Genomic DNA, 25,338 nt, shown 5'->3' with positions numbered 1-25,338 from the left:
CCGAAACAGCGTCCACAACTCGTCCGGCACCAACCGCTCCACCAGATCCGTCATGCACGGCTCAACGAGCGATCACACCATCAGAAACGACGTCTAAACAAAGGCTTTCCGGATCATGGATGACAAGCGGATCCGGGGACCAGCGGGCTACGGGCCATGACGTACGGGGCATCCACGTCGCCTCGGTCGCCCTGGCCTTTCCTCTACAATCGGCGCGTTCTGCGCTCACAGCCAGGGTTACGTCCACCCGGGGGTCGCCATCCCTGGCCTTGCGCCTCCGCCCCGCGCACTCGGTGGCTGAAAGGCAGAGTGCGGCTGGTCACGCTCCCCAGCGCCCGGGTGGCGCCACTCCCCCAAGGGATCTTTGCGAACGACGGAGTGGTTGCCATCACGCCTCTTCGCAAGGCGCCGTGCGTTAAGAAGGGTCCGAAAATGCCTGCCGGATTCCCCTTTCACCTTCTGGGCAAGGGCTGCATTCGACATGCTGCGAGGATCTCCATGGCGATGCCGGCACCTCGCTGTCCCAGAGCGTTCTCATATGTCACCATAATCGACGACTCCCGCGAGCTGTCCGACTGTGGCCCGCCTGCCTGCCTCCGCAACCGCTGAACATCCCACGAAGCTTTCTGGCGAGCCTTGATCAAGGCTATGATCCGAGCATCTATTTCGTCTATCTTCTCCCGTCGGGACTCTATTTCCAGCATCGGTTCTTCAGGAATACGCACGTTTCCCCCGGGGACATGGCTGCTTTATATTTTCAGGCCGGTTACGGCCGGAATACGTCCTCGCCGACCGCCATGTCCTGCGTACCGATGACGGAGAGCAGTTCGAGCTGGGCGGCGCCTTTTGTGCCGGGTGGGGCGGTGAACCACAGCAGGCGTTGGCGTCCGTCCTCGCTGAAGAGGCTGTGGCAGTCCAGTTCGATGATGCCCAGTGTGGGGTGGACGAGCCGTTTGTGATCCGCTCGGCGCAGGGCGACGTCGTGGGTGTCCCACAGGGCGGCGAACTCCTGGCTGCGCTGTCGCAACTCGGCGACCATCTGTGTCACGTCGGTGTCGCGGGCGCGGCGGGCGGCGACCGCATGGAGATCGGCCACGAACACCCGCGAGTGGTGCGGATGGTCTTCCTTGGGATACAGCGACCGGCTGTCCGGGTCGGTGAACCAGCGGTAGACGAAGCTCGCCGCCGGGCCCCGTACGACCGAGGCCCGGCCGATGAGTGCCGCGGCCAACTCGTTTTGGACAACGGTTTCGTGCAGGTCGGTGATGACCTGGGCGGGGGTGGTCGTGAGCCGATCCAGCAGACCGAGCAGGGCCGGCTGCACATGCGCTGTCGAGCCCTGCGTCGACGACGGGACGGGACGGTCCGCGAGGTGGAACAGGTGGTCGCGTTCATCGCCGTTCAGGCGCAGCGCCCGGGCGAGAGCGGCCACGACCTGAACGGAGGGCTGGGCGCCACGCCCGCGTTCGAGCTCGGTGTAGTAGTCCGCCGACAGGCCGGCCAGCTGCGCAACCTCCTCACGCCGCAGGCCGGGCACCCGGCGCCTGGGGCCGGTGGGCAGCCCGACGTCGACCGGGCGAATCCGGTCGCGCCGGCACTTCAGGAATGCGGCCAGTTCAGAATGGTTCACGTTGCCCATGGTCACTCGCACAGGCAGGACGGAACCAGGGGACGACTACCCCAGGGTTGACAACCCCCTGGCTGGAGGGGGAGCAGCACCGATCATGGAGGACAGCGCCTGGGACAGGGGGCAGTCGCCCCGACCCACGCCATGCCCGTCAGAGGTCCGGAGGGCGCGCTGCCGACAGGCCACGGCGGCCCGGCGGTCATCCCGTCGGCTCGCATCTGTCGCAGGCAGTCCCCTCCGTTCCCCGCTCAGCAGAAAGACAACGATCATGCCGTTCGCCAACTTCAAGGTCCCCGCCGGCACCCTCGACGCCAAGCAGAAGGAGGAGATCGTCACCCGCGCCACCGAGCTGTACGTCGACATCTACGGCGAACGCGCCCGCGCCAACACCATGGTCCTCGTCGAGGAAGTCACCGACGGCGGCTGGGGCATCGGCGGCAACGTCCTCACCCTCGCCATGCTCCAGCAGAGCACGGACGAATAACCACCGACACTCGAATTTCCCTCCAGCCGATCGCGCCCCGCGCACCCTTCGCCCCGCGGCTGTGGCCGGGCCCGCGAGCCATGCGTCGAGACACACACTGAACTGAGCCGCCCCTGCATAGGTTGATCGACCGATGCCGCCCCGGAGGAATGGGCAGACCATCGGTACCCCAGCCCGTCCGGTGATCCCGGCCCGGGACTCCACGACAGCCACTGACAGCCCGTTTCATCCCATTTATCCAGTACGAGCCAAGACCGATGCGGCGGTATCGAGTAATGCCACCTGCAAGGTTGTGAAGTTTCAGGGGGGACCGACATGGACCCACAAAGCGCCACGCCATCGTCGCCGGCCATCGATGTCTTTGTGGCTGCGTCCATTGCCAGGCGCTTCTATCTTGAGAACCGGTCGAAGAGTGAAATCGCTGACGAGTTCTTGATGAGCCGATTCAAGGTGGCTCGCATACTCGCGGATGCCGTATCCCAGGGTATCGTGCAGATCGACATTACCGTCCCGGTCAAGATAGACGTCGAACTTTCTCTGGCTCTCAAAGAGCGTTTCGGGCTCTCTTATGTGACGGTGATCGACCATTGCCAGGATGTGCGCAAGATGCCGCCCGACGAGTTGGTTCGCTGGCTGGGGGCGGCAGCCGCACGGTTGATCTCTGATCTCATCGACGAGGGGGATGTCCTCGGGCTGGCGTGGGGGCGTTCAGTGGAAGCCCTCGGCAAGGCCATCACCAAGCTGGCCCCGTGCCAGGTGGTCCAGCTGACGGGTTCTCACCCTGACCACTGGGACTGCGACGAATCGGTCTCCGCCGTGCTCCGTGCGGCGGCTGCCGGTGGCGGGGCCGCGTACCCGCTTCATGTACCTCTTCTCGTGCCCAACGAACTCACAGCCGCGATACTGGGTAGACAACCCGGAATCGCTGCGACACTTGCGCAATTCCCGCAGGTCAGCAAGGCCGTTGTCGAAATCGGTGCGTGGGCTCCCGGTCTCTCCACGGTCTATGACGTCCTGACGGAGCGGGAACGCGAGAGATACCGAGATCTTGGCGTCTGCGCTGAGATGTGTGGCCACCTCTTCGACACCCACGGCAACGTCTTGCCCACCGAGCTGAACGACCGCGTGATCTCCATTGGAGTCGAGGACCTTCGCAGGGTTCCGGACGTGATCGGCGTTGCCGGGGATGTGGGAAAGACCGAAGCCATCTGCACCATCCTCAGGTCCGGACTTCTGACCGGCCTTGTCACGGATGGTTCAGTGGCCCGACGTATTCTCAGCTCCCCGGTCTGACGGGACCTTCCGGGCACTGGTCAAGACGCCGGGAGCCGGAACAGCTCATATCCGGCGGCGGTTAATCCCATGCGCCGAGAGACCGGAGCACCAAGATCGCTGGCCTGAAGCCTGCCCACACGTAGTCCCGTTCGCGGCCCGCCTGCAAGGCGGCCGCCGTGAGCACTGCCCCGATGCCCTGACAGCGCTGGGTTTCCGCGGTGCTCACCGTGTAGACGCCCGCCACGCCGTGCGCGCCATGAGGAGCGGTGCCCACGGCCTGTCCGTCGAGCCGCACGGCGATACGGATGATGCTGGCGGCGTCAGTCCTTTCCTCCTCAACGTGCGGGCCTCGCTCGAGCAGCGGCCGGCGCGCCACGTACGCGCACCGGCCGCGTCCGCTGACAAGCCTTCCAAGACCGTGTCCTATGTGTGATCGCTCGTTGGTCCGGTCATGGGGCGGGGTACGTGGAGTGGGATTGTTCCTGACGGGCTGTGGGAGATCGCGAAGCCGCTGATCCCACCGTCGAAGGTGCGGCCGCAGGGCGGCGGAGGGCGGGACACGCCTGATGAGACGCTGTTCGCGGCCATCATCTACGTCCTGGTCAGCGAATGTCCTGGTCAGCGACTGCGACTGGCGCCAACTACCACCGTGCTTCGGGATATTGAAGTCGACGGCTCACCGTCGGTTCCTGATCTGGCCGAGAGCCGGTGTCTGGGGACGGCTGCACGAAGCGGTGCTGCACCGGCTCGACGACGCCGGCCTGATCGATGTCACCCGCGTCGTCCTGGACACCGCCCACGTCAGGGCTAAAAGGGGGCGAACACGGCGCGGTGGACACCCTCAGTCCCGCCCTCCTTGGCGCGGACGCGACGAGGCTAACAGCGCTCGTCCGCGGCACGCTCATAGTCATCGCGGCGGGTGCTGTCCCATTCCGATGGTCGCCCAGGACGGTGACCCACTGGCCGACATTGCCCTTTCGTACGAGAGTGGTAATTCCGCGAAGTTGGCATGCAGAACGAGCCTCACGCCCTCCCGGTCGCCCAGGACCGGCCCTCGCAGCGCGCCATCTATGACCGAACGCGTTCTCTTGAGCATCGAACTCCCCCGGCCGGCCAGCGTTGGGCAGTGCCGACGGGCTGCGGCCGACGCGCTCCGTCTACGCGTCGGCCACAGCCGCTACAGGCTGTGGGGCCCGGCCGGTTTCAGCAGAGGGAGAGTCCCCATTTCTGCTTGTCCGCGTCGTCGACATTGCCTCTGGCGCGCATGGACACCGTTTTGTCGTTCCACCCGGTCACCACGGTCCCGCCGTTGGCTTGCAGGACGATGTTGCAGGAGCCCGCGGAGGGGGTACGCCAGACCTGGCCCGAGTCGTGCACGCTGCATGAGGATACGTACACTGTGCCGCCGTTGTTGTCGAGGCACTGGTCGGCGTTCTTAAGCTTGAGCAGCAACGTACCGTTGGGCATCACGTAACGTGTCCAGACGCTGCCGCTACCGCACGATCCCTGGCCGACCTGGCGGTCCTTCACGGTGGTCAGGCACAGACCGGTCTGTGCGTTGGTTACGCTCCGCTCTTTGGTGTCCCAGTACCCGGAGGCGGTGGCCTTGGCGGACGGTTTCGCCTGCTTGCTGGTCTGGGATGCCGGCGAGGCTTGCCGCTTGTTGTCCTGCTGCGCGCCCTCGTTGCCCCGGGTGTTCTGCTCCGGCGCCTTGGCCGCTTTCTCGTGTGAGCCGTTGTCGTGGAAGGGGCGGGCTGACTTCTCCGGCGAGTCATGCTTTTCATCGGGGGCGGCCGGTGCGTACTTGCCCGAGGGAGGCTGTTCCTGCGCTGCGTCTCCCAGCAGCGTGTCGTCCGTGGAGCTGGCAACGTTCTGCTGCCTCTTGTGGTCCTTTCCGTCCCCGCCGATCAGCAGGATGGGTACGCCGAGCAGCACAACGCCGGCCAATGCAGCGGCTGCCAGCATCGGCTTGTTGGGACGGCCCGGAGGGGTGTCTGGGTCCGTTCCGCGTCGGGCGGGTTCCGATTGTGCAGCCGTGGCAGCCGCCGGTTCGGCCAGGGCGGCCTCGCCGCGCGTCTCCGCAGCCGCGGCGGCCTCGGTGTCCGGCGCGGCAGCGGCCGGGACCGCCTGCGACAGCTGCCGGGCCTCGGAAGTCTGACGCCCGGCAAGAATTCCGCGCCGCAAGGGCCGCACCGCGCTCTGGAACGGCGCGACCGATGCCGGATCGGCGTGCGTGGCAGTCACCGAAGGCTCAGCTGCCACGGCTGCGGTGGCCTGCCCCGAGGACCGCTGGTGCAGACCGGCCCACGCGGCGGCCGGATCGCCGGAGGTGGCCGGCAACGTGATAGCCCGACGCACCCCGGCCTCTTGGTCGGCGGTGCTGCCGGATGTCTCCTCAGCAGTCATGTGTGCTCTCCTGTGGTTGCCTCAGACCCAAGTGACAGTGCGACAGTCCGGCGGATGGGCGCGGATTCGAAGCGGCTGGCAGGTCGGTGGTCCGTCTGCCGCGGGGAGCTCGTAACGTGCTGCCGTAGGACAAAATATGTCCAGGCATGGCCGTTCTCCTTCGTTCTTGTGTGCCGTTGGCTGTCCGCGCGCATCTCCGGCGGACAGTCGGGGGGATCGCAAGCCGCCGGTCAGCCGTCCGGTCCCACCGGGCCGGCGCACCGCTGCGGCCAGTCCCCTCCCCGCTCGGTGGGGAACTGCTGGCCAAGCGCTGCCTCGAGCCGGCCAAGAGCCACCCGGTCCAACTGGCTCAGTTCCTCCACACCGTCCGTGGCGGACGCGGGCAAGGCGGCTTCTCCGGAAAGCTCCCGCAGCAGGAGCACCGGCGAACCCTGCACGGTCCGCGAACCGAGCACCCGGAACGCGGATCCTGGCGCGAAGACGACCTCCTCCGGCGCGTGCTTCGCTCCGCCCGGGCGGTCCAGCAACTGCCGTACCTTGCGTCCCGTGACCGACCAGATCGCGTACCGCACAGGCGCACCGCTCGGACGCGCCGACGACAGGGCCAGCGAGCTGACCGGCCCGGGGACAAGCAGCAGGGCCCCGGCCTCAGGCTCGGGTCCAGCGGCTTGAGCCGTGGCTCCGCCGCGAAGGACCACTCCCCGGTAGGACGGCAACCGCCGCAGGGCCGAGGCGATACACGCCGCGTACGGGAGCAGACGCCCATCACCGAAGCGCAGCTCGCGGTCGAGTGCGTGAGGGAGCAACGGGCCTTCCTCGGCAGTGAGGTAGGCCAGGAGGGCGACCAGGTCGGCCCTCGCCGCTTCGGTCTCCTGTCCGCGCAGCGCCGGCATCCGTGTGAGGATCCGCGAGACGGCGGCACCGTGAACTTCCCAGACCTGCGAGGCAAGTTCGCGGAAGGCCGCACGCTCGGCGTCGGTGCTGACGTGGCCGGGTACGAGCGGCACGAGGACGCGGGACGCGGTCGGTGGGGGGGACGGTGGGACGGCGCCTGTCGCGGCCGGAGTCCGCACGGGAGGCTGGGAACCGTCGGAGGGGGGCTGGGGTGCCGCTTCGGTTCCCTTTCCGCTACTGACGCTTGCACCGCGGCCACCGCCGTCCGTGTCATCGCGATCCGCGCCTTCATCGGATCCAGCGGTGAAGCCTCGTGCAGTTGGCTGGTCATCAGCCGCGGTGGGAGCGGACCGGAAGGGAGAGGAGTTCTCACCAGAGGATGGCGGCCGGCCGGGTCCCACTGGCAGTACACCGGCGAGTATCCGGCCGCTGGTCTCGGGGGCATCCGCCCGCGGTACGCCCCTGTCCCCCGCCGAAGCGGCCGGGGTGCGGACGGGCTCCCGCGGCCCCGACACGGGTGACTGCCCGCCTGCCTCCACGGTGCTGCGCGAGCCCAGGGCACCGGCACCCTCGGCTGACGCGGCCGTATCGGTGAAGGTCGCCGGCCTGTCGCTGCCCCCGCCTGTGCCGGCCGGGGCGATGGCTGCGGAGCCGTGCCGCTCGGATCCGTGCCGTCGTTGCCCGGGCGGTACCGGAGCGGGCCGGGAATGTGCGTGACCCTCGTCCCCGTGCTCCTGGTGGCCAGGTACAGCTCCGGCGCCGGAGGACTGAGTCGACACCGACACGGGTGTACGGCCGCCCGCCGGCTGGTCGGCGGCCGCGGACACCGGCCGTTCGGCATCCGGGTTCGCGCGCGGTGACGCGGTACACGGTCCTGACCGGGAACTCACCGTCTCCGTAACGTCGGTGAGGTACCGCACGCCCGATACTCCTTGCCTGGAGGCAAGTCGGCGAAGTTCAGCCTCTCCGGTGGAGAGCGTGCCGCGCACCAGCAGGGTGGTGCGCGCACAGCGCCGGGGGCCGAGGCTGTCCAGGAGCCGGGAGAGCGCGGGAAGCACCGACTCGTCCAGCACAGCTCCCGGTGTACCGAGTTCGACGAGCAGCGTGTCCGGGTCCACCGGCACCGCGGTGCGGGAGGGGGCAGGTCCGCCCTGTGCTGCCACCGCCACACCGGCCCTGGTCGCCACGGCGTACCACGGTCCGGTGAGCGGCAGGGTTCCGTCTCCGGTGCCGGTACGGCCCGGGGCGAGCGGGTAGCTGTCCACCAGGTGGGGATCCGGCGCCGCCCCGTCCCCGCCGGCCGGCCTGCAGGCCACAGCCGTGACGTAGGGCTGCCAGGTCGGCTCTCCGCCAGAGCCCACCAGGGTGGGCCGGGCGGTCGCTTCGCCCAGGGTGTTCCCGAACAGCATCGGTATGCCGCTGAGCACTTCCACGTCGCTGTCGAGCATGTCAGCGACCGATTGGGCCAGTGGCAGCAGGTCGCGCCGCCCGCCGGGCGCGAGTTGGACGCGGAGGCGCTGCGCGGCCGGGAGCGCCGCGAGCACCGCGGCCACTTCCTCGCCGGGGACGTCCTCGGCCTGAGGAGTCCCCACGAGCAGGACGGGCCGTTCGGGATGAACGGGCATCGCGAAGCGCAGGTCGTCTCCCCCGGGCTGGGGCGCCTCGGCCAGGCGCAGGTGAATGCCCGCCGGTATCTGGTCCACCACACAGCCGCCGGCCGTGCGGGCGGGCACGCGGCCCAGCGCCTCCTGCCATACGGGCACGGGCGCGCGGGGGCCCAGCGGCCGAGGCGATGTGCCGGGTGCGAACCGCCACCACCCGCGCGCCGTACGCGGATTCCCTCGCACGAACAGCGACCCCCCGGGGGCGATGAGCACGGCAGCGTCCGGGGCGATGACCTCCATCTCCCATGTGTCAGCGATCCGGCGGGCCAGCCCAGGCCGGTCCGGTTGGTCGTCGCCGGCACCGGACATGACCAGCCGCACGCACGAAATCCCCTTGGCGCGAAGCGAGTCCAGGAGATCGCCCAGGCGCGCCCAGTAGTCCGGGGTGTGGTGTCCTGCCTGGTGCGCCGCGCCGACTATCACCGTGACGGCACCGTCCTCCTCGTGGATGGCGCGGGCCACCTCCGCCACGTCCGCGACGCTCGGGAACTCGTCCTCGGAGGACCTCAGGAGAAGGACTCCATCGATGTCCTCGACGGGTACCGGCCGGACGCCGCCGCCGGCCGGTGCTCCCCGGCCGCGCGCCGATCCGTGCCTACCACCCCTGCGTGAGAAGACAGAGGTCCACCGGCTCACCCGTCCGTCCTCCGGGGCTGGTCGCTTCCCGCAAGGACCGAGAGAACGTCCGTGCTACCGGTACCGACGGTGTCTCCGGCGCCATCGGTACCGTCAGCGCCCTCGGCTTGTTGACTTCCGTCGGTGCCTTCGGACTCGTCGGTCCCCTCGGTGTCCTCAGACTCGTCGGTCTCCTCGGTGCCTTCAGACTTGTCGGTCCTCTCAGACTCGTCGGTCCCCTCGGTGGTGGGTTCGGTCCCCTCGGTGCTGGGTGTGGCCTGCGCCTCCGGCTCGACGTCGCGGCTTACCGTGGGCACGCTGGGTGCACTGGGTGCACTGGGTGCACTGGGTACGGAGCTGCCGGCGGACTCGATTGCTGAACGCAGGGCGCCGAGTTCCAGGGTCATGCTGACCGCAGCGGAGGGATTGAGGTAGAGCAGATGCCCCTCCGGGACCTGGTCGATGAGGTCGTTGGCGTTCACCAGTTCAAAGGCGAGACGGCCGGCGGTGTGCAGGAACACCGGTGAGGTGAACAGCGGTACCACAGCCTTGCCGTCCGGAGCCGCGGCGGAGAGCAGCCCGCCGCCCGGCTTGGCGAAGACCGCCACCTCACGGTCGACAAGGGCCTCGCCGACGCCCTCCCCGGGGCCGTAACCGGTGGCGGCGAGCTGAATGGCCCTGTCCACCTCGTCTTCCGGTTCAGGCCAGCCGAGCGCGCTGGGTGAGGGCCGGTACTCGGGATTGTCCCGCCACTCCTCGATCTCCCCGTCCAGTCCGGAGCGCCACTGGCCGACCACCGCCCACTCCGGGGGAGGACCCTCCCCCGACCATGTGGGGTCAACCATCCCCAGCCAGTGGTCCGGGGCGAGCCTGCCCGCCTCACGGATCTCGTCCGGAATGGGCGGCGGACCGGCGTCCGGTCCGGTGGTCGCGGCGTCGGTCCGGACGCCGTCGCCGCCGGCCGCCCCGCGCTCGTCTCTCCGCGCACCGACGGGTGCCGCTGGGATGCCCTGGATGTGTGACTGGCTCACCGGCTCCTCGGGGCGATACTCGTCCGGTGCCGTGCTCGTGGGGGTGGGTTCGTCCGTCATTGCTGTCCTTGCCGGTGAATGGGACTGGCTGATGTGCGTGATTCCCCGCGCCGCAAGCCCTTCGGGTCCATCGGAACCCGAAAGGTGTCCCCTTATCCCTGGATAAACCGACGACCGATGATTGCGCCGTTGTGCACTACGTTCGGGCGCGCAGAGCCGACCGAGCTTTCCTGTCTGCACCACCGCGGTTAAGACACCAGCGGCTCGGTGCATCCAGGCAGCCACGTCGGCACTGCGCGCAGGTGAACGCGGTGCCATGGCACGACACATGTCGCAGAAGGCAGCGGGAACTGACGCCATGACCCGGCCGTCGACATCGTGCAGGGTTACTCAGCCATCGGAGTGCCGTCCGTGGCCAGCCCGTTGCGCACCGCTGTATACCTCGACCGCACTCGGCCGGGACCAACGTCGACGCCCCACTTCGGAGATACTAGCGGTACAAGCGTCCTACGGGTAACACCGACACCCAGGCGTGAACTTCCCGGAGGCCGGTCCGGGAACGGTTGTCGGCATCGGGGCGTTCCCGCCCGTACCCTGCGCCGCCACATCGGTGGGCTCGATAAGCCTGTCGGCTTCTGACCCGTCTCGCGGCCGTTGTCGGGCTGATGTGCAGCCGTGGGCCTGTGCAGTCGGACTCGCAATGCCACTGCGGGACCATGGCGGGATACACGAGCCCGCCGCTGCGCGCGTAGGGGCATCGGGACACCGGCCGGGGGCGGCCACCCCTTGTGACAGCACGCGCTGGACGCCTCCGAGCTCGCCATGCCTCACGAGGGTGCGGCGCAACGCCCGCTAGAAGGCCGGTGACATGCCGCCCGAGCCGATGATCAACTCTTCTATGTCCGGTGTGATCGACTCCCCGAAGGCTTCGCGCAATTCTCGTTCACTTCCGATGGATTCGGCCATCGAGGCCGGGTTGGAGAACAGAAGGCCGCTGCGCAGCGGAACTCCGGTCATGGCTGCCCAGACCTCCGACGCGAAGCTCGAACAATTGTAAAGAGCGACGTTGTACTTGGAATCTGCCCTCTCTTTCGCCTTGCGATAACCATCGATCATGGCACCGAGATCGATCTGGGCTGACTTTGTCTCCGTGCATTTGGTGTGGGGATCCGGGCACCAGACCCGACCCGGGATACTTCTCAGGTCATCGAAAGGTTCGGCCGGATAGAAGCCGAACTCAATCGATTCATTGAGCGGGGACACAACTCGGATCCACGCATGCCCCACCTCACCGTCGAGAAAGAACTCTCTACTCATAAAAGGAGCACCGCAATCGACTTTTACCACGATGGTGAACTTCCTGTCGGTTCCATCCCTCATCACCCGCCCGATGAGAGCTCGCAGGCCTTCCAGATCCTTGTGCGGAGGAAGGACGGTGTCGAGTTCGGTCACCGTAGCTACCGAATCATCGTCCGAGTCGGAATCGTAGTTGGTGAAAACGGACCGAGGGTGACGCTCGCCACCCTCCTGGACAGGCTCCTCATCCCCAAACCCGAGAATGTCGTTGGCGGAGAAGAAGATTTCCTGGGCACCACTATGACGAGCCTCAGTGTGCTGGGGGTGCGGAGTCGAGCCGCCGGCAGCCGTCCCGATTCCCTCCTCTTCAGGGATCGCGGGCAATCCGATGACGCCTGCCGGGTGGTGTACGGCCCGGTGGCCCCGGTCCTGCCACCGCCATCGGGGGTCGTTAGCGCCCCTGCGGCCCCCCTCGCCGTCGGCGCCCTCCGGTCGGTCTGCCGGCGGCGACGACTGCTGATCGTTCACCCGGCTTTCGGCGGATCCGGCTGGCTGTCGTGAATCGGCCCACGCCTGGACGGCGGAATCATCATCCGGGAAGAATTCCAGCAGTGGTTCGCCACCCGCCTTGTGACTGTCCACGATACGGCTGAATATCTGCTGACTGAACGGTGACCCCGGCTCCCAGTACATATGGGCGCCGTGCATCACGCCTATATCTGAGGCCATCATGGTCTCGATGACATTTGTATACCGGTTGGGTGTCAGTCGAGATCCGCCCGGGGTAGTCATCTCAAAAATGTCGTGGTCTCCCGTGATGGGCCTTCTTTCACCCTCGCTGTTAAGTCCGTACACCAGGCCGTCGGCAACGAAAAACCTGCCTTCTTCGGCGAGTTGGCGCATCACCGGGGCCAGAACCCTGAATTCCTCGGCGCGCTGCCGGAAGCGCGCCTCGATCCGTTCCCACAAGTTGACGTCGCCAACAGTATTCAGATCGGGCAACCGGGGCTCAAAGTAGCCCACCAGGCCCACGGACCGGGCATCGGCTCCCAGGTACACGTCCAGCTCGCTGATGGTCTTGGCCTTGATGTCCTTCGGCTTGGGCAGCGCGCCCTTCTCCAACCACCGGGGAGCCTCGCTGTTTGTCGGGCGCACCTGGATGCGGAGTCCATGCTGGCGCGCTATGGCGCGGAAGCGGTCGTAAGTGCGCCGCGGCATACCGAAACGCGACTCCGCCACCTCCGGATGGATGACCAGCGCGGAGTGCGTGCTGACGTCCTCACTCGCATGGTGTGTCCGGTCAACTGACGGCTCTCGCGGCACGTTCCAGTCGTCTTCCGACGGGTAGTCGAAGGATATCGCGGGGACCGGCACTCTCGGTCCCTGCCGAGGTGGGCCCATTTCCACCCTCCGCCACGGGGTGGGTCCGCCGTCGGCCTGTTCCCGCAGATGTACAAGGGGCGTTCTGCCATCGGCGGCGAAGGTGACCGCCACTGCCTCGTCCGGGTACCACACCGTCCGGCCGATGAGGGCGGCCACCGCCTGCGCCCTCGCCTTGCTGGCTTTGCCTGTGCACGCCAGGATCGTCACGTCGGTGACACCGGACAGGTCCAGCATGGCGAGGTACTGGCCGACCTCCTGCGCGTCACCGCGCCGCTTCCCGCCCCCGGGGTCCGCCATAAGGAAGCCGCTTCCCCCAGGAGTGCTGTGCGAAGCCCAGATCGCGGCACCCGTGAAGGGCATGGCCTTGATCGTCGCGATGCGGGACCCTGCCGCGTCCAGCCGCCACTCCACATAGTGCTTCACCGTCGGCAACTGAGTGTAGGCGGCCCGGCGTCGGACCCAGTCGCCCGGGGTGAATGACGCCCAGCCGAACCACCGGCCGTCGTGCGCGATCTCATACAGCACGGTCTGTGTGTTCCACCAAGTGCCGGGATGGCTCGGTTTCGGCATCGCCGGTGCCGGCCGCCCGCCAGCGGTCACGAGCGCGGCCGGGCTGTCCGGGGCAGCGGCTGTCGGCGACAAGGCCTCGATGCGTCGCCGGATTTGGGGTACGGGCTCGGTCTCCTCCAACTGGACGTACAGGTAGCGCTGCCGGCTCTCCTCGTCGTACCGGACCTCCCAGCGCCGCTTGCGCAAGACCGTTTCCGCCGGATACAGCACCTGCTGCCGGACTGGATTCCCGGAGATGGGGGCGATATCCCGGGCGGTGGACTTGGGCACCTCGAACAGGATCGGGTATCGACCGCCGGATGCGGCCTCCTGACTGCGCACGCCGGACAGCACCTTATCCATGCTGCTGCTCGCCTCGTGGAACTCCGGCACGCTGACCGCATCCAGCTCCGGCAGTCCGTTGGACAGATCCCCCGTGGTCCAGGTGAGCCACCACACCGGCGCGTTCATCGGCGGCAGCGCCATCAGAGCGTCAGCCGCCATCCCCAGATGTCGGAAAATCTCCGCCCGGAGCACAAGGGCGAGCCGGTCGGTCCGCTCCAGCAGGATCCGGAGCGCGTCTTCCCACTCGGCACCATGCCGCTCACCCTCCGGGATGGATCTGATCCTGGCGGCGGCCTGATCGAAGTCCCAGTCACGCAGAAGCAGCAGCGGGAAACCGAATTTCCGCGTTTCCACCGCACGCCGGACCACCGAGCGCGCCTCCTCCTGGAGGAGCGCCGTCTTGTCTGCGTCGAGCGGGTCGGTGAACCGCCCGCTGAGTAGCGCCGCGTCCGGGCCGGAGAGCAGATACAGCGGCAGGATGTCCCCACGCCGGAGGATGTCCGGAACAGAACCGCCGGGGTGGCGCTGCCGCCAGCGTTCCAGAGCCGCACGCCGCGAGTCCGGCCCGGGGCGGGGGGCTGGCGCCCCGTTCAGCCGCTGCCAGATGTCTTCGACGGCAGCCCCGGTGGCTTCTTCGGTGAGCAGCCCGGCGGTCTGGTGATACAGCGCGTGGTGCGGAAGGTAGAGCGTCTCGATGAAGGCGCCAGGCTCCCGGTTCTCCCGCGGTGCCAAAAGCACATCGATTGAGCTGTACACATGTGCCGCGTCACCCTGCAGCTCTACGTCGCTTTCACGGACTCCGGCCTTGTGGGAGGCGTCGATGATTTCGAACAGCGAGCGGGTGTGCATGGGGAGGTACCAGGCGAGGAGGGCCTCGCGGAGACGCAGCATCTCGTCCTTGGACGCATAAGTATCGCTACGGTACTTACGCAGCAGGTGTGCCACCTCCTCGGCCTCGCCCGTGACCAGCGGGAAGCCGCGACTGCCGCGGGTGTCCCGGTACCAGTCGCTGTCCTTGTCGAGCGTCTGCTTGCGGATCTCCGGAGGATGCTCAGAGGTGACGGCGGTCCACAGGGCCTTCATGTGTTCGTCCAGCCCAGCCCCGGAGTGAGGATCCAGAAGGCGGCGCATGTTCCGGGCAACGACGTCCGGAGCCTCGGCCGGAAAGAACAGATGTGCAGCCTGGTAACGGTCGTAGCGCCGGGTGTAGTGGCGGTAGAGGTTCCCGACGGCCTGCCGGGCGGTGTCTGACACGGCCGGATCCGCAGCCAGTGTCCTCCCCAGATGCCTCTCGTAGGCCACCGCCAGCAGCTCCCAATGGGGGTCCGCGTACGAACTGCTGAACCGGCCGGCCTGCAGGGCCGGGTCCGCGACGGCCGCACGGACCATCTCAGCGACGAGAGCGCTCGGATCTTGCGGCTCGAACTCCCGCCACTCCGGCTCTGGCTGGTCAGGGTCATGCTGCAGGCCGAGTTCGCCCGTCTTGCTCCAGATGCCCATGATGACCGGGGGAGCGATAGTGGCGCGCCTGCCCCACGTGGCCGCCTGCTGAGAGAGTTCTCCCGCGCCCGCATTACACGCAGCCGTCAGCAGCCGAAAGTCTGCGAAGCGGCCCTTACTCTCCGTCATCTGCCGTATAAGACGGCCGACCTGAGTACCGTCCACTCGCTTATGGCCGTATCGCGACATGACCTCAAAGGACCGACCGGTGCTGTGTGAATGGAAGATGACCACGTTCTGGGGCGACCAGGAAAGGGGTCGAATTTCTCCGAGCGTGCTGCGGCTCAGGATACCGACGCGGTAAGTGTGGCTTTCGTGCAGGCCAGCGTGGAACGGTGTACGTATCAGCCAGTCCCGCGTGTCGAAGGAGGACACACCGAACCAGTGGCCGTTCCGGTTGCGCACATTCCGCGTGATGATCTCGCGGTCCCACTTCTTTCCAAGCGGCTGCGGGACCTCCTCGAGGGTGATGTGCACGTACCGCCTGCCGGTCGACTGATCGAGGCGGATCTCACGGCGAATCTCCCGTAGGGTCGTCTCCCAGGGGTACAGCACGGTGCGCTCGGCGGGCTTGCGGGCCAGCGGGAGGACGTCCCGGCCCGTGGAGTCCACCACCTCCAGCAGGACCGGATGGCCCTCACGCCCCTCGGTGACAGGTCCGAGCAGGGAGGCAAGCGCCGTTTTCCGGCTTGTCGTCGCCTGGTGCAGCCTCGGCACGGTCAACGTCCGCCGCTGCTCATCACCGTCCAGCGGCCCGGACTCCCACGACGCCCAGTACACCGGTCCGCTGACCGGCGGAAGCACCGCCACCGCCTCAGCCGCCATCTCCGCGTGCGCCCGCAGCTCACCCCACAGACCGTCCGCCAGCTCGACGGCCCGCTCCGCGAGGCGCAAGCGGGCCTCCGTCCACGCGTCCTGGTCTGTGGAATCTCCGCGGAACTCCCAAGCCCGATGGGCGCGTTCTGCCAGTTCCCGAAACCGCTCGTCCCGCAGGAACAGCAACGGCAGGGACGCCATCGGTTCGCCACCCTCGAACGCCTGCGCCGCCAGGGACCACGCCTCGTCCCACAGTGCCCTCTGCCTCTGCTCGAGCGGGCCTGGCCCGTTGGGGCCGGCAGTGAACTGTTCGCTGAGCAGCCGCACGTCAGAACCACTGGCCAGTTGCAGCGCCGCCGCATGCCCCTGCTGAGCGTTCCACAACAGCTCGAGGGTGCGATGGCGCCGCAACCACTCTCTGAGGGCCTCGCGGCGCTGCCGCCGTGCCGCCACCGCCGGACCGCTCATGTCCGTGCCGACAAGGGCGCCTCCTGGTTGGAGCAGACCCTTGATCTCCTGGGCCCGGTCGTCTCCGGTGACATCCGGGGTGAACCAGTCCGCTCGCGCGAGGTACATCCGCTCATGAGGCAGCCGCAGGACCTCCCGCAGAGCGCTGTTCTTGTAGGCCCGCTTCACCGGGTTGATGGCGGCGTCCACCCATGCGTAGAGGCGAGAGGCCTCGACGTCCGTGTCGGGCTCCGTCTTGTCGCGCACTCCGGCCCGACGCGAGGCCAGCCAGACCTCCACCAGCGTGTGATCGTCACCCCGGGGCAACATCCACCCCAGCAGCGCTTCCCGGAACCCGAGCACCTCGCCACCGGGCACGTTCAGCGACTGGTAGACCCCGAGCAGCCACTCGGCGTCCTCGGCCGTGCCCGCTCCGACCGGGTAACCGAGTCGGTCATGCGTCTCCTCCAGCGCATCTTGGTCATACGGCCGCACAGGCCGGGGCGCGAGTGGCAGGCGCAGCGAGTTCAGCTGGGGTTCCTCACTCCACAGGCGGCCCAGCGTGGTCCTCCCGCTACCCGCAGCGGCGCGCATGAAGGCATCCATCAGCTCCGGCAGGTCGGCACCGCCCTCAGGATCCAGCAGACGGTCCATCGCACGCCGTGGGTCCATCGCACGGGGGAGGAACGTCTCCGCCACATACTTTTGCCTGTAGTGCGAGCTCAGCAGGTCGTACAGGGACCGGACCGCCCGCCGCGCCTCCGCGATCACCTTCGGGTCGTCGGCCAGCGCCCGCCCGAGGGCACGCTCGTACTCTCTGCTCAGCTCCTTCCACCGGTCATCGGTGTAGAAGGCACCGAACCGCGGGACATTGTTCCCGGCAGGCGAGGCTCCACCCCCGTGAGGCGAAGGCGGCGCGTTCCAGTGTTCGTCCCCCGGCTGGACCGTTGGCGCTCCGGCGGTGGTGCCCGCCGGCACGTGCGCCGCTGCCTCCGGTTCCGGCTGCACGGCCGCGGAGGCGGGGCGGTACACCCGCCACCCCGTGGCACGACCCTTGGCGTCCTCGCGCAGGTGCACACGGACCGGCTTACCGCCCTCGCCAGGCGGAGCCGCGAACCCACGCTCGGCCACACGCACCGTCAGGCCCGTGCTCTCCACGGCCGCCTTCAGTTCCGCGTGCTCGGCCGGTGTCAGGTCCTCCCCGCACGCCGCCAAGGTGATGCTGGTGAACCCCTTCGCCTTCAGCTCCGGCGCGAGCCGCTCCACCACCTTCCCACGGCGAACCCGCTGCACCCCTCCGCCGTCCCTGGCCAGCTGCAGGGCGTCCGCGTCACCGTGCGAAGCGAAGAAGAACATCCCCGGCTCTCCCGCATCCGGCATCGGGCGCTGCACACTCCGCAGGCCCTGAGCGTCCTGCTGCCAGTCGGTGTACTCCGTCACCTCCGGCAGGTGCTGGTAGCTGTCCTTGCGCCGCTCCCAGTCCTGCGCGTTGAACGACGCGAGCCCCACCACGCGTCCTCGCTTGTCGGTGACCTGATTCAGCACCACTCCGGGGGACCAGTCCGGCCCGCCGGCCTTGGACGGCTCGCCGGATGGGTCGACCGTCACCGCCTGGGTCTGTGCAGGGAGGTGTGCCCCGGTCTCCGGTGCCTGTGCCGGGGTTGCCTCCTCCAGCCGTATGTGCTCGTACGGCAGCCCATCGGCGTCGTGGAGCACACGGCGTGAGAGCACGCGGAAGTCCGCAGGTGATGGGTATCGCACCTGCGCTTGGTCAGGAGCCGGGGCGAACACTGACACGTCCCGGCCGGAGGAGTTGACGACCTCGAACAGGCGGCGCTGCCCGCCCGTGCCGGAGAGCTTGGCGAGCGATGCCTGTGCCACTTGCTGGTTCAGGGTCGCCTCGTGGAGCTCCGGTGTGCTGACCGCGTCCAAGCCGTCCAGTGGCCGGCTTGCGCTCTGCTCGGATGCCGCGGCAGGAACCGATGAGACCCACCACACTGGCCTGTTCACCGGAGGCAGCCGTCTCAGCGCATCCGTAGCCATCCCGAGGTGCTCCGGAATCTCCCTACTCAGCGACTCCGCCAGGGCGCCGGCTCGCTCCTGGAGTTGCTCCCGCAGCCGACTCAGTTCATCCGCCCGGCCGGTGTCCGACGCCGCAACGCTCCTCGCCTGCTCCGCGAGAGCGCGGAACTGCTCATCGCGCATCAGCGACAGCGGGAACGCGAACCGGCCCGAGTCCAGCTCCTGTCCGACGATCAAGCGGGCCTTCTCGGCAAGCGGTTCCTTCGGCCCGGCACTGCCCGTCACCGGGCCGAGGTCCCACAGCAGTGCATCCGGACCGGAGAGCAGGTATAGGGCAGTGACGTGTCCCGCCTCTGGAACGAACTCGGGTGAACTGCCGTGGCGGCGCACCCAGGCACGCACTGCCTCCTGCCGCGCCGCCCAGCTTCCGCGGGGAGCCAGTTCGTCACCCCGTGACGCGCTCGACGTACCAGCGCCGTTCGCGGCTTCCGCAGCCCCGGCGATGACGGCGCTCCAGATCCCCTCCGGAACCTGACCGTCGCCGGTGATCTGGGGACCGAGCCAGTTCTGCCGCGCGTGGTACAGCACGTGGTGCGGGAGGTCCAGGCGGTTCAGCAGCTCGCGAGGCAGATTCCGGCTCCGCGGCCCGAAGGCGGCGTCGGCCCACTCGTACAGCCGCGCGGCGTCGTCGGCCATGGCCACGCGCTCGGCGACGTCCTGGACATCCATATGGGCCCAGTGCGAGGCCCGGATGACTTCGTAAAGCGAGTAGGTGCCCTCGGGTAGCGCCCAGGCGAGCACGGCCTGCCGGAAAAGCAGTTCGTCTCCTCCAGGGGTCCCCCACTCCCGGTATGCCGCGAAGAGAGCGGTGAGCCGCGCAGACCCACGTCCCGTTGTGCGGAAGCCGCGGTCCGCACGGATTCTTTGGTATTCGTAAGAGCGCTGGGTGAGCCTTACTGCCAGCAGTCCCTGGGAGGCCGCGAGCGCGGTCATCAGTTCCTGCAGGCCGACGCCAGAGTGCTCGTCCAGCAGGCGCCCCGCGAAGGCAGCAACCTCGGAGTCGGTCATAGGGCGGGTCCCCGGTGCGAGGAGTCTCCGCCCGCCCGCGGCGCGACCGTGCAGCGCGCGAAGCTGCCCATATCGCGCCTTCACAGCCGCGCGGGCCGCGTCGATGACGGCCGGATCCTCCGCAAGCGCCCGGCCCAGGGCCCGTTCGTACACCTCGGTCAACTGGTCCCACCGCGCGTCGGCGTAGTAAGCGCTGAACCGCGCCGCATGGTCCGCGAACGTCCGGCTGACGCCCGAACGGGCCCCCACGCCCCGGTTCCGTGGCCGGTAAGTGGTGATCGCCCGGTCCCGTGCCGTGCGTGGGAGTGGCGCCCGCGCCTCAGTGAGGGTGACCTCGACATACGGCTGGCCGGTTGCCGTGTCGAGGACGACCCTCCGGCCTGTGCTCCGGACATACGTCCGAGACGGATAGAACACGGGGCCCTCGCGCGGCACTCGGGCGAACGGCGCAATGTCCCGGGCGGTGGACTTCTCGACCTTCCACACCACCGGGTACCCGTTCTGGCTCCGTGACCGCAGGCCGAGGGACTCGGAGAGTGCAGCCTGGCGGCTCGCCATCGCGCGGTGAAGGCGCGGCAGGGCGAAGTCACGCCCCGGGGCCGTCACGGCATCCCGTGCATCCAGCGGTCCGTACTCCCAGGTGCCCCAGTAGACCGTGCCGTTCATCGGCGGCAGCAGCTCCACCGCCTCGGCTGCCATCTCTGCGTGCGCCTGGAGCTCCTCCCCCAGGCGGCCGACGAGCTCCTGCGCCCGGCGCACAAGCTGCTCAACGCGCGTCTCCGATGGGGCAGCCGACCTCCTACCGCGCTCCGTCATCCGGGCAAGGCTGCCGGCCTGCAAGTCGCGGGTCGACGGCCCAAGGGGGGCGACGGTTTCGGCGGCCGATCGGACCATGGGGCTCTCCTCCCCTCGCCCTTGGAGTTCCTCCCGCAGGCGGTCGGCGAGCTCCACCATTTCGGCTGCCATCTCCGCATGCGTCTGAAACTCCTCCCGCAGGCGGTCGGCGAGCTCATCTGCCTCTCGCGCGAACTGCTCAACGCCCGTGTTTGACGGGATACCCGACCTGCTACCGCGCGCCATCACCCGGGCGAGGCTGCCGAACCGGGGGTCGCGCTGGAAGATGCGGGGCAACCAAGCGAGCGGGTTGACGGTTTCGGCGGCCGATCGGACCATGGCGCTCGCTTCTTCCTGCAGCCGCTCCGCCGTCGCTCGTTCGCCGGTGTCGTCAGTAGCGCCCAGCAGCCGGGCGTCCGGGCCGTCGGCGAGATACAGCGCGGCGACGTGCTCGCTGTGCACGTTCCGCAGGAAGTCCTGAGTGCCGTGCCGCCACAGCCACTTTCCCAGCGCCTCGCGCCTCTCCCGCCAGGCTTCGACGGAAACACCCGGCATGTCGCTGTGGTCGCCGACACCGTCGATCCCAGCATCCTCGTTCTTGAGCCCGGTGAACTCCGCGATCACATCGGCCATGGGGCCGTCCACTGACCCGCGCACGTAGAACTCGTCGTACATCCGCCGGTGGGGCTGTGTCAGATCATCCCGCAGTTCTAGGAGCATGTCCTCGTTGATACGGCGGTGCGGATCGAGGTAGGCGTCTGCCCAGCCGTACAGCAGGGAGGCGTCGATCGCCGACGGGTCGGGGTCCATCTCACCGCGGACGCCCGCCCTGTGCGACGCCTCCAGGAGCTCCACCAGCGAGTGCTGGTCGGTGGGCAGCAGGAAGCCCATCAGCGCTTCCCGGAAGACCAGGACATCGCCGTGGGGGTCCACAGCCCGGTAGACCCGGAGCAGCCACTCCGCGCGGGCGGCCGGGCCACGGGCGGTGCGGAAGCCGCGCCGGTCGTGCATCTCGCGGTACCACTCGCCGTCCCGGTCGTGTTTGCGCACACTGCGGGGGTTGGCCGACAGCCCCTCCACGGTGTTCGGCAGCAGCTCGCGCCGTTTGCTCCACAGCTGATTCAGGGTGTAAGGGACCTTGTTGTTGGTGTTGGCGTACGCGGCAAGGACGAACGCAGCCATCAAGGGGTGCAACCCCGCCCCGGGCCGGGAGCCCGATCCGGCATCCAGCAGTCCTGTCATCGCCTCGGTACTCGCGTCCTGTCCGGGCTTGAAGAACGCCTGCCGCGCATTCTGCTCGCCGAAGTGCACGGTCAGGTAGTCGTACAGCTGCCCGACGGCGCGGCGTGCCGTGTCGACCACCGCCGGGTGGGCTGCCAGCGCCTGGCCGAGGGCGTGCTCATAAAGGGTGCTCAGCTCGTCCCAGCGTTTACGGTGCTGCTCCCCGTAGAACGCGCCGAACCGCGGCCCGGTGCCGGCGGGGGCGACCCCGCCCGCCTGCGACTGCGCCGGGCTCGACGGCGCGTTCCAGTCTTCGGGCCGGGGATGGGGCGGCTGGGCCGCGGGGATGCCGCCCGGGGCCTCCGGCCCTGCGCCACCCCGGTGCGGCGGTACGGCGAACAGGTCCTCGCCATCAGTTGTGTCCCCGGATGTGGCCGACCGTTCCGACGTGTCCCCGCTGTCCTCGCTCCCGTAGCCTGCCTCGCTGAACCGCCCGCTGTTCAACCGGGAATGGACATCGACGAGAACAGCCTCGGTCTCCGTCTCATTCAGCGGGCCGTCCCGGCGGGCCAGTTCCGGCGCACCAGCCGAGCCGAGGGTTCGCACAGTCCCGGTCCCGACAACACCGCGCGGCGCCTCGGGGGTGGTGTCGGCCGTGTCCGCAGGCGTGCCTGGATCGGCATGGGCACCGGTGAAGACGAGATGCAGGGCCTGGAGCACCTGGTCGTTACGAGGGTCCCGGGCTTGTGCGGCGAGCCCTTGGAAGTAGGTGTGGAGCGCCGTCCCTTCGGTCAGCGACTCCGTGATCGCGGCTGCGACGCGCTGCGTCTGCTCCGGCCGCGGAGCCACCGAGTACCCGGCCGTCGCGTCCCGTACGACCGCCTCCTGTCCGGCGCGGAAGGCGTGGACCGCATCGTGCAGCAACGCCACCTGGGAAGCATTGATGACGACTTCGGCGGGTTCCCGCATCTGCCGCTTGAACTGCCGCAGGTCGCTCGGGTCGTAGTCCACCATCCGCCGGACGGTGTCGTCGTCCCCGAGGATGTCCGTGATCCGTTCCGTCGGCAGGACGTCGGTGAGCCGCTGCATCTCGTCCTGCGTCAGGAGCCGGCCGCCGTCCTGAGCGGGGAGCGAGTGCAGCACCGACTGAGCGGTCTCGGCCCTCTGGAGTTCCTCCCACCCCGGAGCGTCCTCCAGCCGGGCGCCCCACTCGCTCTCAGCGACGATGGCGTCGGTGACGCCCTCGAGCCGGTCGGCGGCGTCGGGGTCGAGTCGGTCGTACGGCGTATGGTTCGTCAGTACGGAAAAGTAGGGTCGGCCGAGGAGTTGCACCAGGTTACTGGTGTTGGCGCCCTCCAGCACGGCTGGCAGGGTACCGAGCTGATACACCTGCCGGAACACGTCCTGCGGCAACCGCCCGCCGTTCACAACCAGTACCTGGTCCGGGCCGAGTCCTGCGATCCGCTCGGGCAGGTCCGGATCTCCCAGGTCGGCGTGGACCAGCCAGTCCGCGGTGTGGCGCGGAGCGAACGGCACCGTGGCATCGCCGAAGACCATCACCACCGAAGGCCTTCCGAGCCCGGCCAAATGCACCCCGCCGGCCAGCGTGCCCACGGCGGAGGCGCGGCCGGGCGCCGCCACATTATGCAGACCGTAGACCGGCATCAGATCCGTCCGGCCCCCGCGGACCGCGCCCACCAAAGCCCGCAGCCCCTCGCCGCGCGCGCCACCGACCTGCGCGGTGATCAGGGCGTCCAGCTCAGGATTGGCCAACGTCGGGACGTGGAACCGGTACAGAGCACTACTGGGGATCGGCGGGGTGTCCGTCCCGTCGTTCTCCAGATCGTCGACCGTGACCGGAGAGTCCGGCCCGGACCGGGTGTACAGCAGACGACGGGACTCTCCCCAGGCGTACGGCTTCAGTACAACCGCTCGATCCGCCCCGACAAAGTCCAGGAAGTGCTTGGCCGTATCCGGGTCGGAGTCAAGGCGGTCATTCGCGGCCACCAGAACCAGCGAGTCCCTGTCGCGCACGCCATCACTACTGCCACGGGAACCGGACGGCGGCGCATCCATACCGAACGTGCCCGTCCGCCAGTCGATCCTCTCGTTCATCGCATCCGGCACCAGCAACCGGAGCCGGTCGCGCACACTCTCCGGAGCAATGACGGTGATGCGTCCCGCGTAGCCCAGCTCCTGCAGCGAATCCATCAACATGGTGGCCGCGGCCTGGTGACCGAAGTTCGCGGCGTCGTCCACGACCACCGTCACCCCGGACAGCGAGGCAAGCCCATCGCGCACCGTCCGGCGCAGCTCCACCTCCTCCGGAGTGGTACCCGCCGCAGGCGTGGACCCGGCCGGTGCCGTCGACTCGGTTTCCCCGAGGTTGTCCTGGGGGTCGGGGTAGGCCGGCGGATTGTCATCCTCTTCCGGAGCGGGCGTGTAGGGCGGGAGCGGGTCCTCCGCGATCTCGCCGTGTCCCCTGTAGGCCGGGGGCGCGTCTTCGATCGTCCGGGTGAAGGTGAACCCACGCTCGGTGATTTCGCCGACCGTGCTCGACACGGAGATCCGGTCCTCCGGACCGCTGGTGCTCTGGCCGGACGGGCCGGAGGCGGGCGGCGCACTTGCCAGCTTGGTGACCACCCAACGCCCCATGAGAGGGGGTTGCCTGATGATCCCGTCGTTGCGGCCGCCGAAGCCCCGCATGGTGATCGTGTGCGACCTCTGGAACGAACGAAGGAGCCTGCTTCGTTCCTCCGGAGGATCTAGCAGACGCAGGTCGGTGGACCAGACCTCCACCGCGGCCCTGTCAACCGCACTGGCCCGGACGGCGATCAACGCGGGCCAATGCGGGGACCGGTGTTCGGAATAGTGCGTGCGCTCCAGGAGCACGATGGGCGCACCCCGCGGCCGGGCGGGATCGTGCACGATCAGCTCGGTCGCCTCTTCCACGCCCACCGTGAATTCGGCCTCCCCAATCCGTACGGTGACGTACACAGCGACGGGTCCGTCTGATCCGCCGCGAAAGTACTCGTGGGTCCGCGCGCGCACCATGTAGACAGGCCCTTGGCCCCATGGGACAGGAGCGCTGATATCCGGGGATGACCATTCATCCCGGTAACCATCGGTAACACGGACTTTGTCCGCGCGGAACCTGATGTTCCCTCCAATCCAGTCGACCCCCTTGACACCACGCCCTTCGGATTTGAACCGGCAGGTGCCCACCAGTGCACCCTTACTCTGGAGGTAGAACGCCCCCAGAGCCGCCATGCTGCCCGCGCGCCCCGCGTCCACGGCGTCGGCGACCACGTGGAACAGTGCATGGCGCTCGGCGGGGGTGACGCCCCGGGCAGCGGGAATGTGGAGCACCCGGCGGGCAAGGGCGTCCACGTTCAACGGCCCCCGACCCAAAATACGCTCGCTGGATCGGACCGCCTCGAGCACAGCCACGGCGTTCGACAGCCGCCCGTACTGCAGGGCGTTGACGATTTCATCCCCGAACACCCGGGTGAGTACACCCGCCGGCCCAGTCCCGGAATCAAGGAGGTCCCCCGCCGGGTCGGGGTAGGGCGTGCTGTCGTCGGGTGTGGTGTCGGCTGAAGGCCCGGTCTCCGGGTCGTAGATCTCGGTCCTGCCATCGGGGTAGGTGATGACCCAGCGGCCTGGTTCACCGTTGGGGCCGGTCCGCAGGTGGATCTGCCCACCCTCCAGGCTGGCTTCATAGAGGGGATGGATGACCGTCAGGCCCGTGGCGGCAGCAACACGGCTTGCGGCCATCTCGTCGTTCAGCCCGTCGCCGCAGAACAGCATCACGATGACCGTGCCAGGAGCCAGCCGTGCCAGACTCTGCCGCGACAGAGC

General features: G+C 68.4%; 9 protein-coding genes and 1 pseudogene (1 of these 10 cut by a window edge). 3 read left to right on the top strand and 7 right to left on the bottom strand.

Features of this window, described 5'->3' with window-relative positions:
* Positions 1-452: 452 nt before the first annotated feature.
* Both ACIBBH_RS37760 and ACIBBH_RS37755 read right to left on the bottom strand, forming a co-directional pair.
* Positions 453-704 (bottom strand): chorismate mutase, encoded by a 252-nt coding sequence (locus ACIBBH_RS37760; RefSeq protein ID WP_399412709.1) that lies wholly within the window; start codon positions 702-704, stop codon positions 453-455.
* 62 nt (positions 705-766) lie between these two features.
* Positions 767-1,630, bottom strand: coding sequence for a helix-turn-helix transcriptional regulator (locus tag ACIBBH_RS37755; RefSeq protein WP_399412707.1), 864 nt, complete (start codon positions 1,628-1,630; stop codon positions 767-769).
* Between the two features lie 265 nt (positions 1,631-1,895).
* On the opposite strand from ACIBBH_RS37755, the gene ACIBBH_RS37750 reads away from it, so the two are divergent.
* Positions 1,896-2,111 carry a tautomerase family protein gene (locus tag ACIBBH_RS37750; protein ID WP_399412705.1) on the top strand — a complete coding sequence of 72 codons (216 nt, stop codon included), beginning with the start codon at positions 1,896-1,898 and terminating at the stop codon, positions 2,109-2,111.
* A gap of 315 nt (positions 2,112-2,426) precedes the next feature.
* Positions 2,427-3,404 (top strand): sugar-binding transcriptional regulator, encoded by a 978-nt coding sequence (locus ACIBBH_RS37745; RefSeq protein ID WP_399412702.1) that lies wholly within the window; start codon positions 2,427-2,429, stop codon positions 3,402-3,404.
* A 61-nt stretch (positions 3,405-3,465) separates the two neighbouring features.
* On the opposite strand, the gene ACIBBH_RS37740 is transcribed toward ACIBBH_RS37745, so the two are convergent.
* Positions 3,466-3,762, bottom strand: coding sequence for a GNAT family N-acetyltransferase (locus ACIBBH_RS37740; RefSeq protein WP_399412700.1), 297 nt, complete (start codon positions 3,760-3,762; stop codon positions 3,466-3,468).
* 75 nt (positions 3,763-3,837) lie between these two features.
* Here ACIBBH_RS37740 and ACIBBH_RS37735 point away from each other — a divergent pair.
* A pseudogene (locus tag ACIBBH_RS37735) lies at positions 3,838-4,237 on the top strand (transposase); the annotation flags it as partial.
* Between the two features lie 352 nt (positions 4,238-4,589).
* Here the strand turns inward: ACIBBH_RS37735 and ACIBBH_RS37730 are convergent.
* From ACIBBH_RS37730 to ACIBBH_RS37715, 4 genes are all read right to left on the bottom strand, one after another.
* Positions 4,590-5,792: a hypothetical protein gene (locus tag ACIBBH_RS37730; RefSeq protein WP_399412698.1), complete on the bottom strand. Its 1,203-nt coding sequence runs from the start codon at positions 5,790-5,792 to the stop codon at positions 4,590-4,592.
* A gap of 230 nt (positions 5,793-6,022) precedes the next feature.
* On the bottom strand, positions 6,023-8,821 hold the full coding sequence (locus ACIBBH_RS37725) for a hypothetical protein (RefSeq protein WP_399412695.1): 2,799 nt from the start codon (positions 8,819-8,821) through the stop codon (positions 6,023-6,025).
* A gap of 161 nt (positions 8,822-8,982) precedes the next feature.
* Positions 8,983-10,056 carry a type VII secretion system-associated protein gene (locus ACIBBH_RS37720; protein ID WP_399412693.1) on the bottom strand — a complete coding sequence of 358 codons (1,074 nt, stop codon included), beginning with the start codon at positions 10,054-10,056 and terminating at the stop codon, positions 8,983-8,985.
* A gap of 792 nt (positions 10,057-10,848) precedes the next feature.
* Positions 10,849-25,338, bottom strand: partial view of a lonely Cys domain-containing protein gene (locus tag ACIBBH_RS37715; RefSeq protein ID WP_399412691.1) — the 3' portion only. The gene runs 13,041 nt beyond the window's last position; the window shows 14,490 of its 27,531 coding nt (coding positions 13,042-27,531); its start codon lies off the right edge, out of view; it ends in the stop codon at positions 10,849-10,851.

Origin of the sequence: Streptomyces sp. NPDC051636 (assembly GCF_044453765.1) — a bacterium.
Taxonomy (GTDB): Bacteria; Actinomycetota; Actinomycetes; order Streptomycetales; family Streptomycetaceae; genus Streptomyces.
The sequence above is the reverse complement of the archived record's forward strand: the minus strand, read 5'-3'. Positions and strand labels throughout refer to the sequence as shown.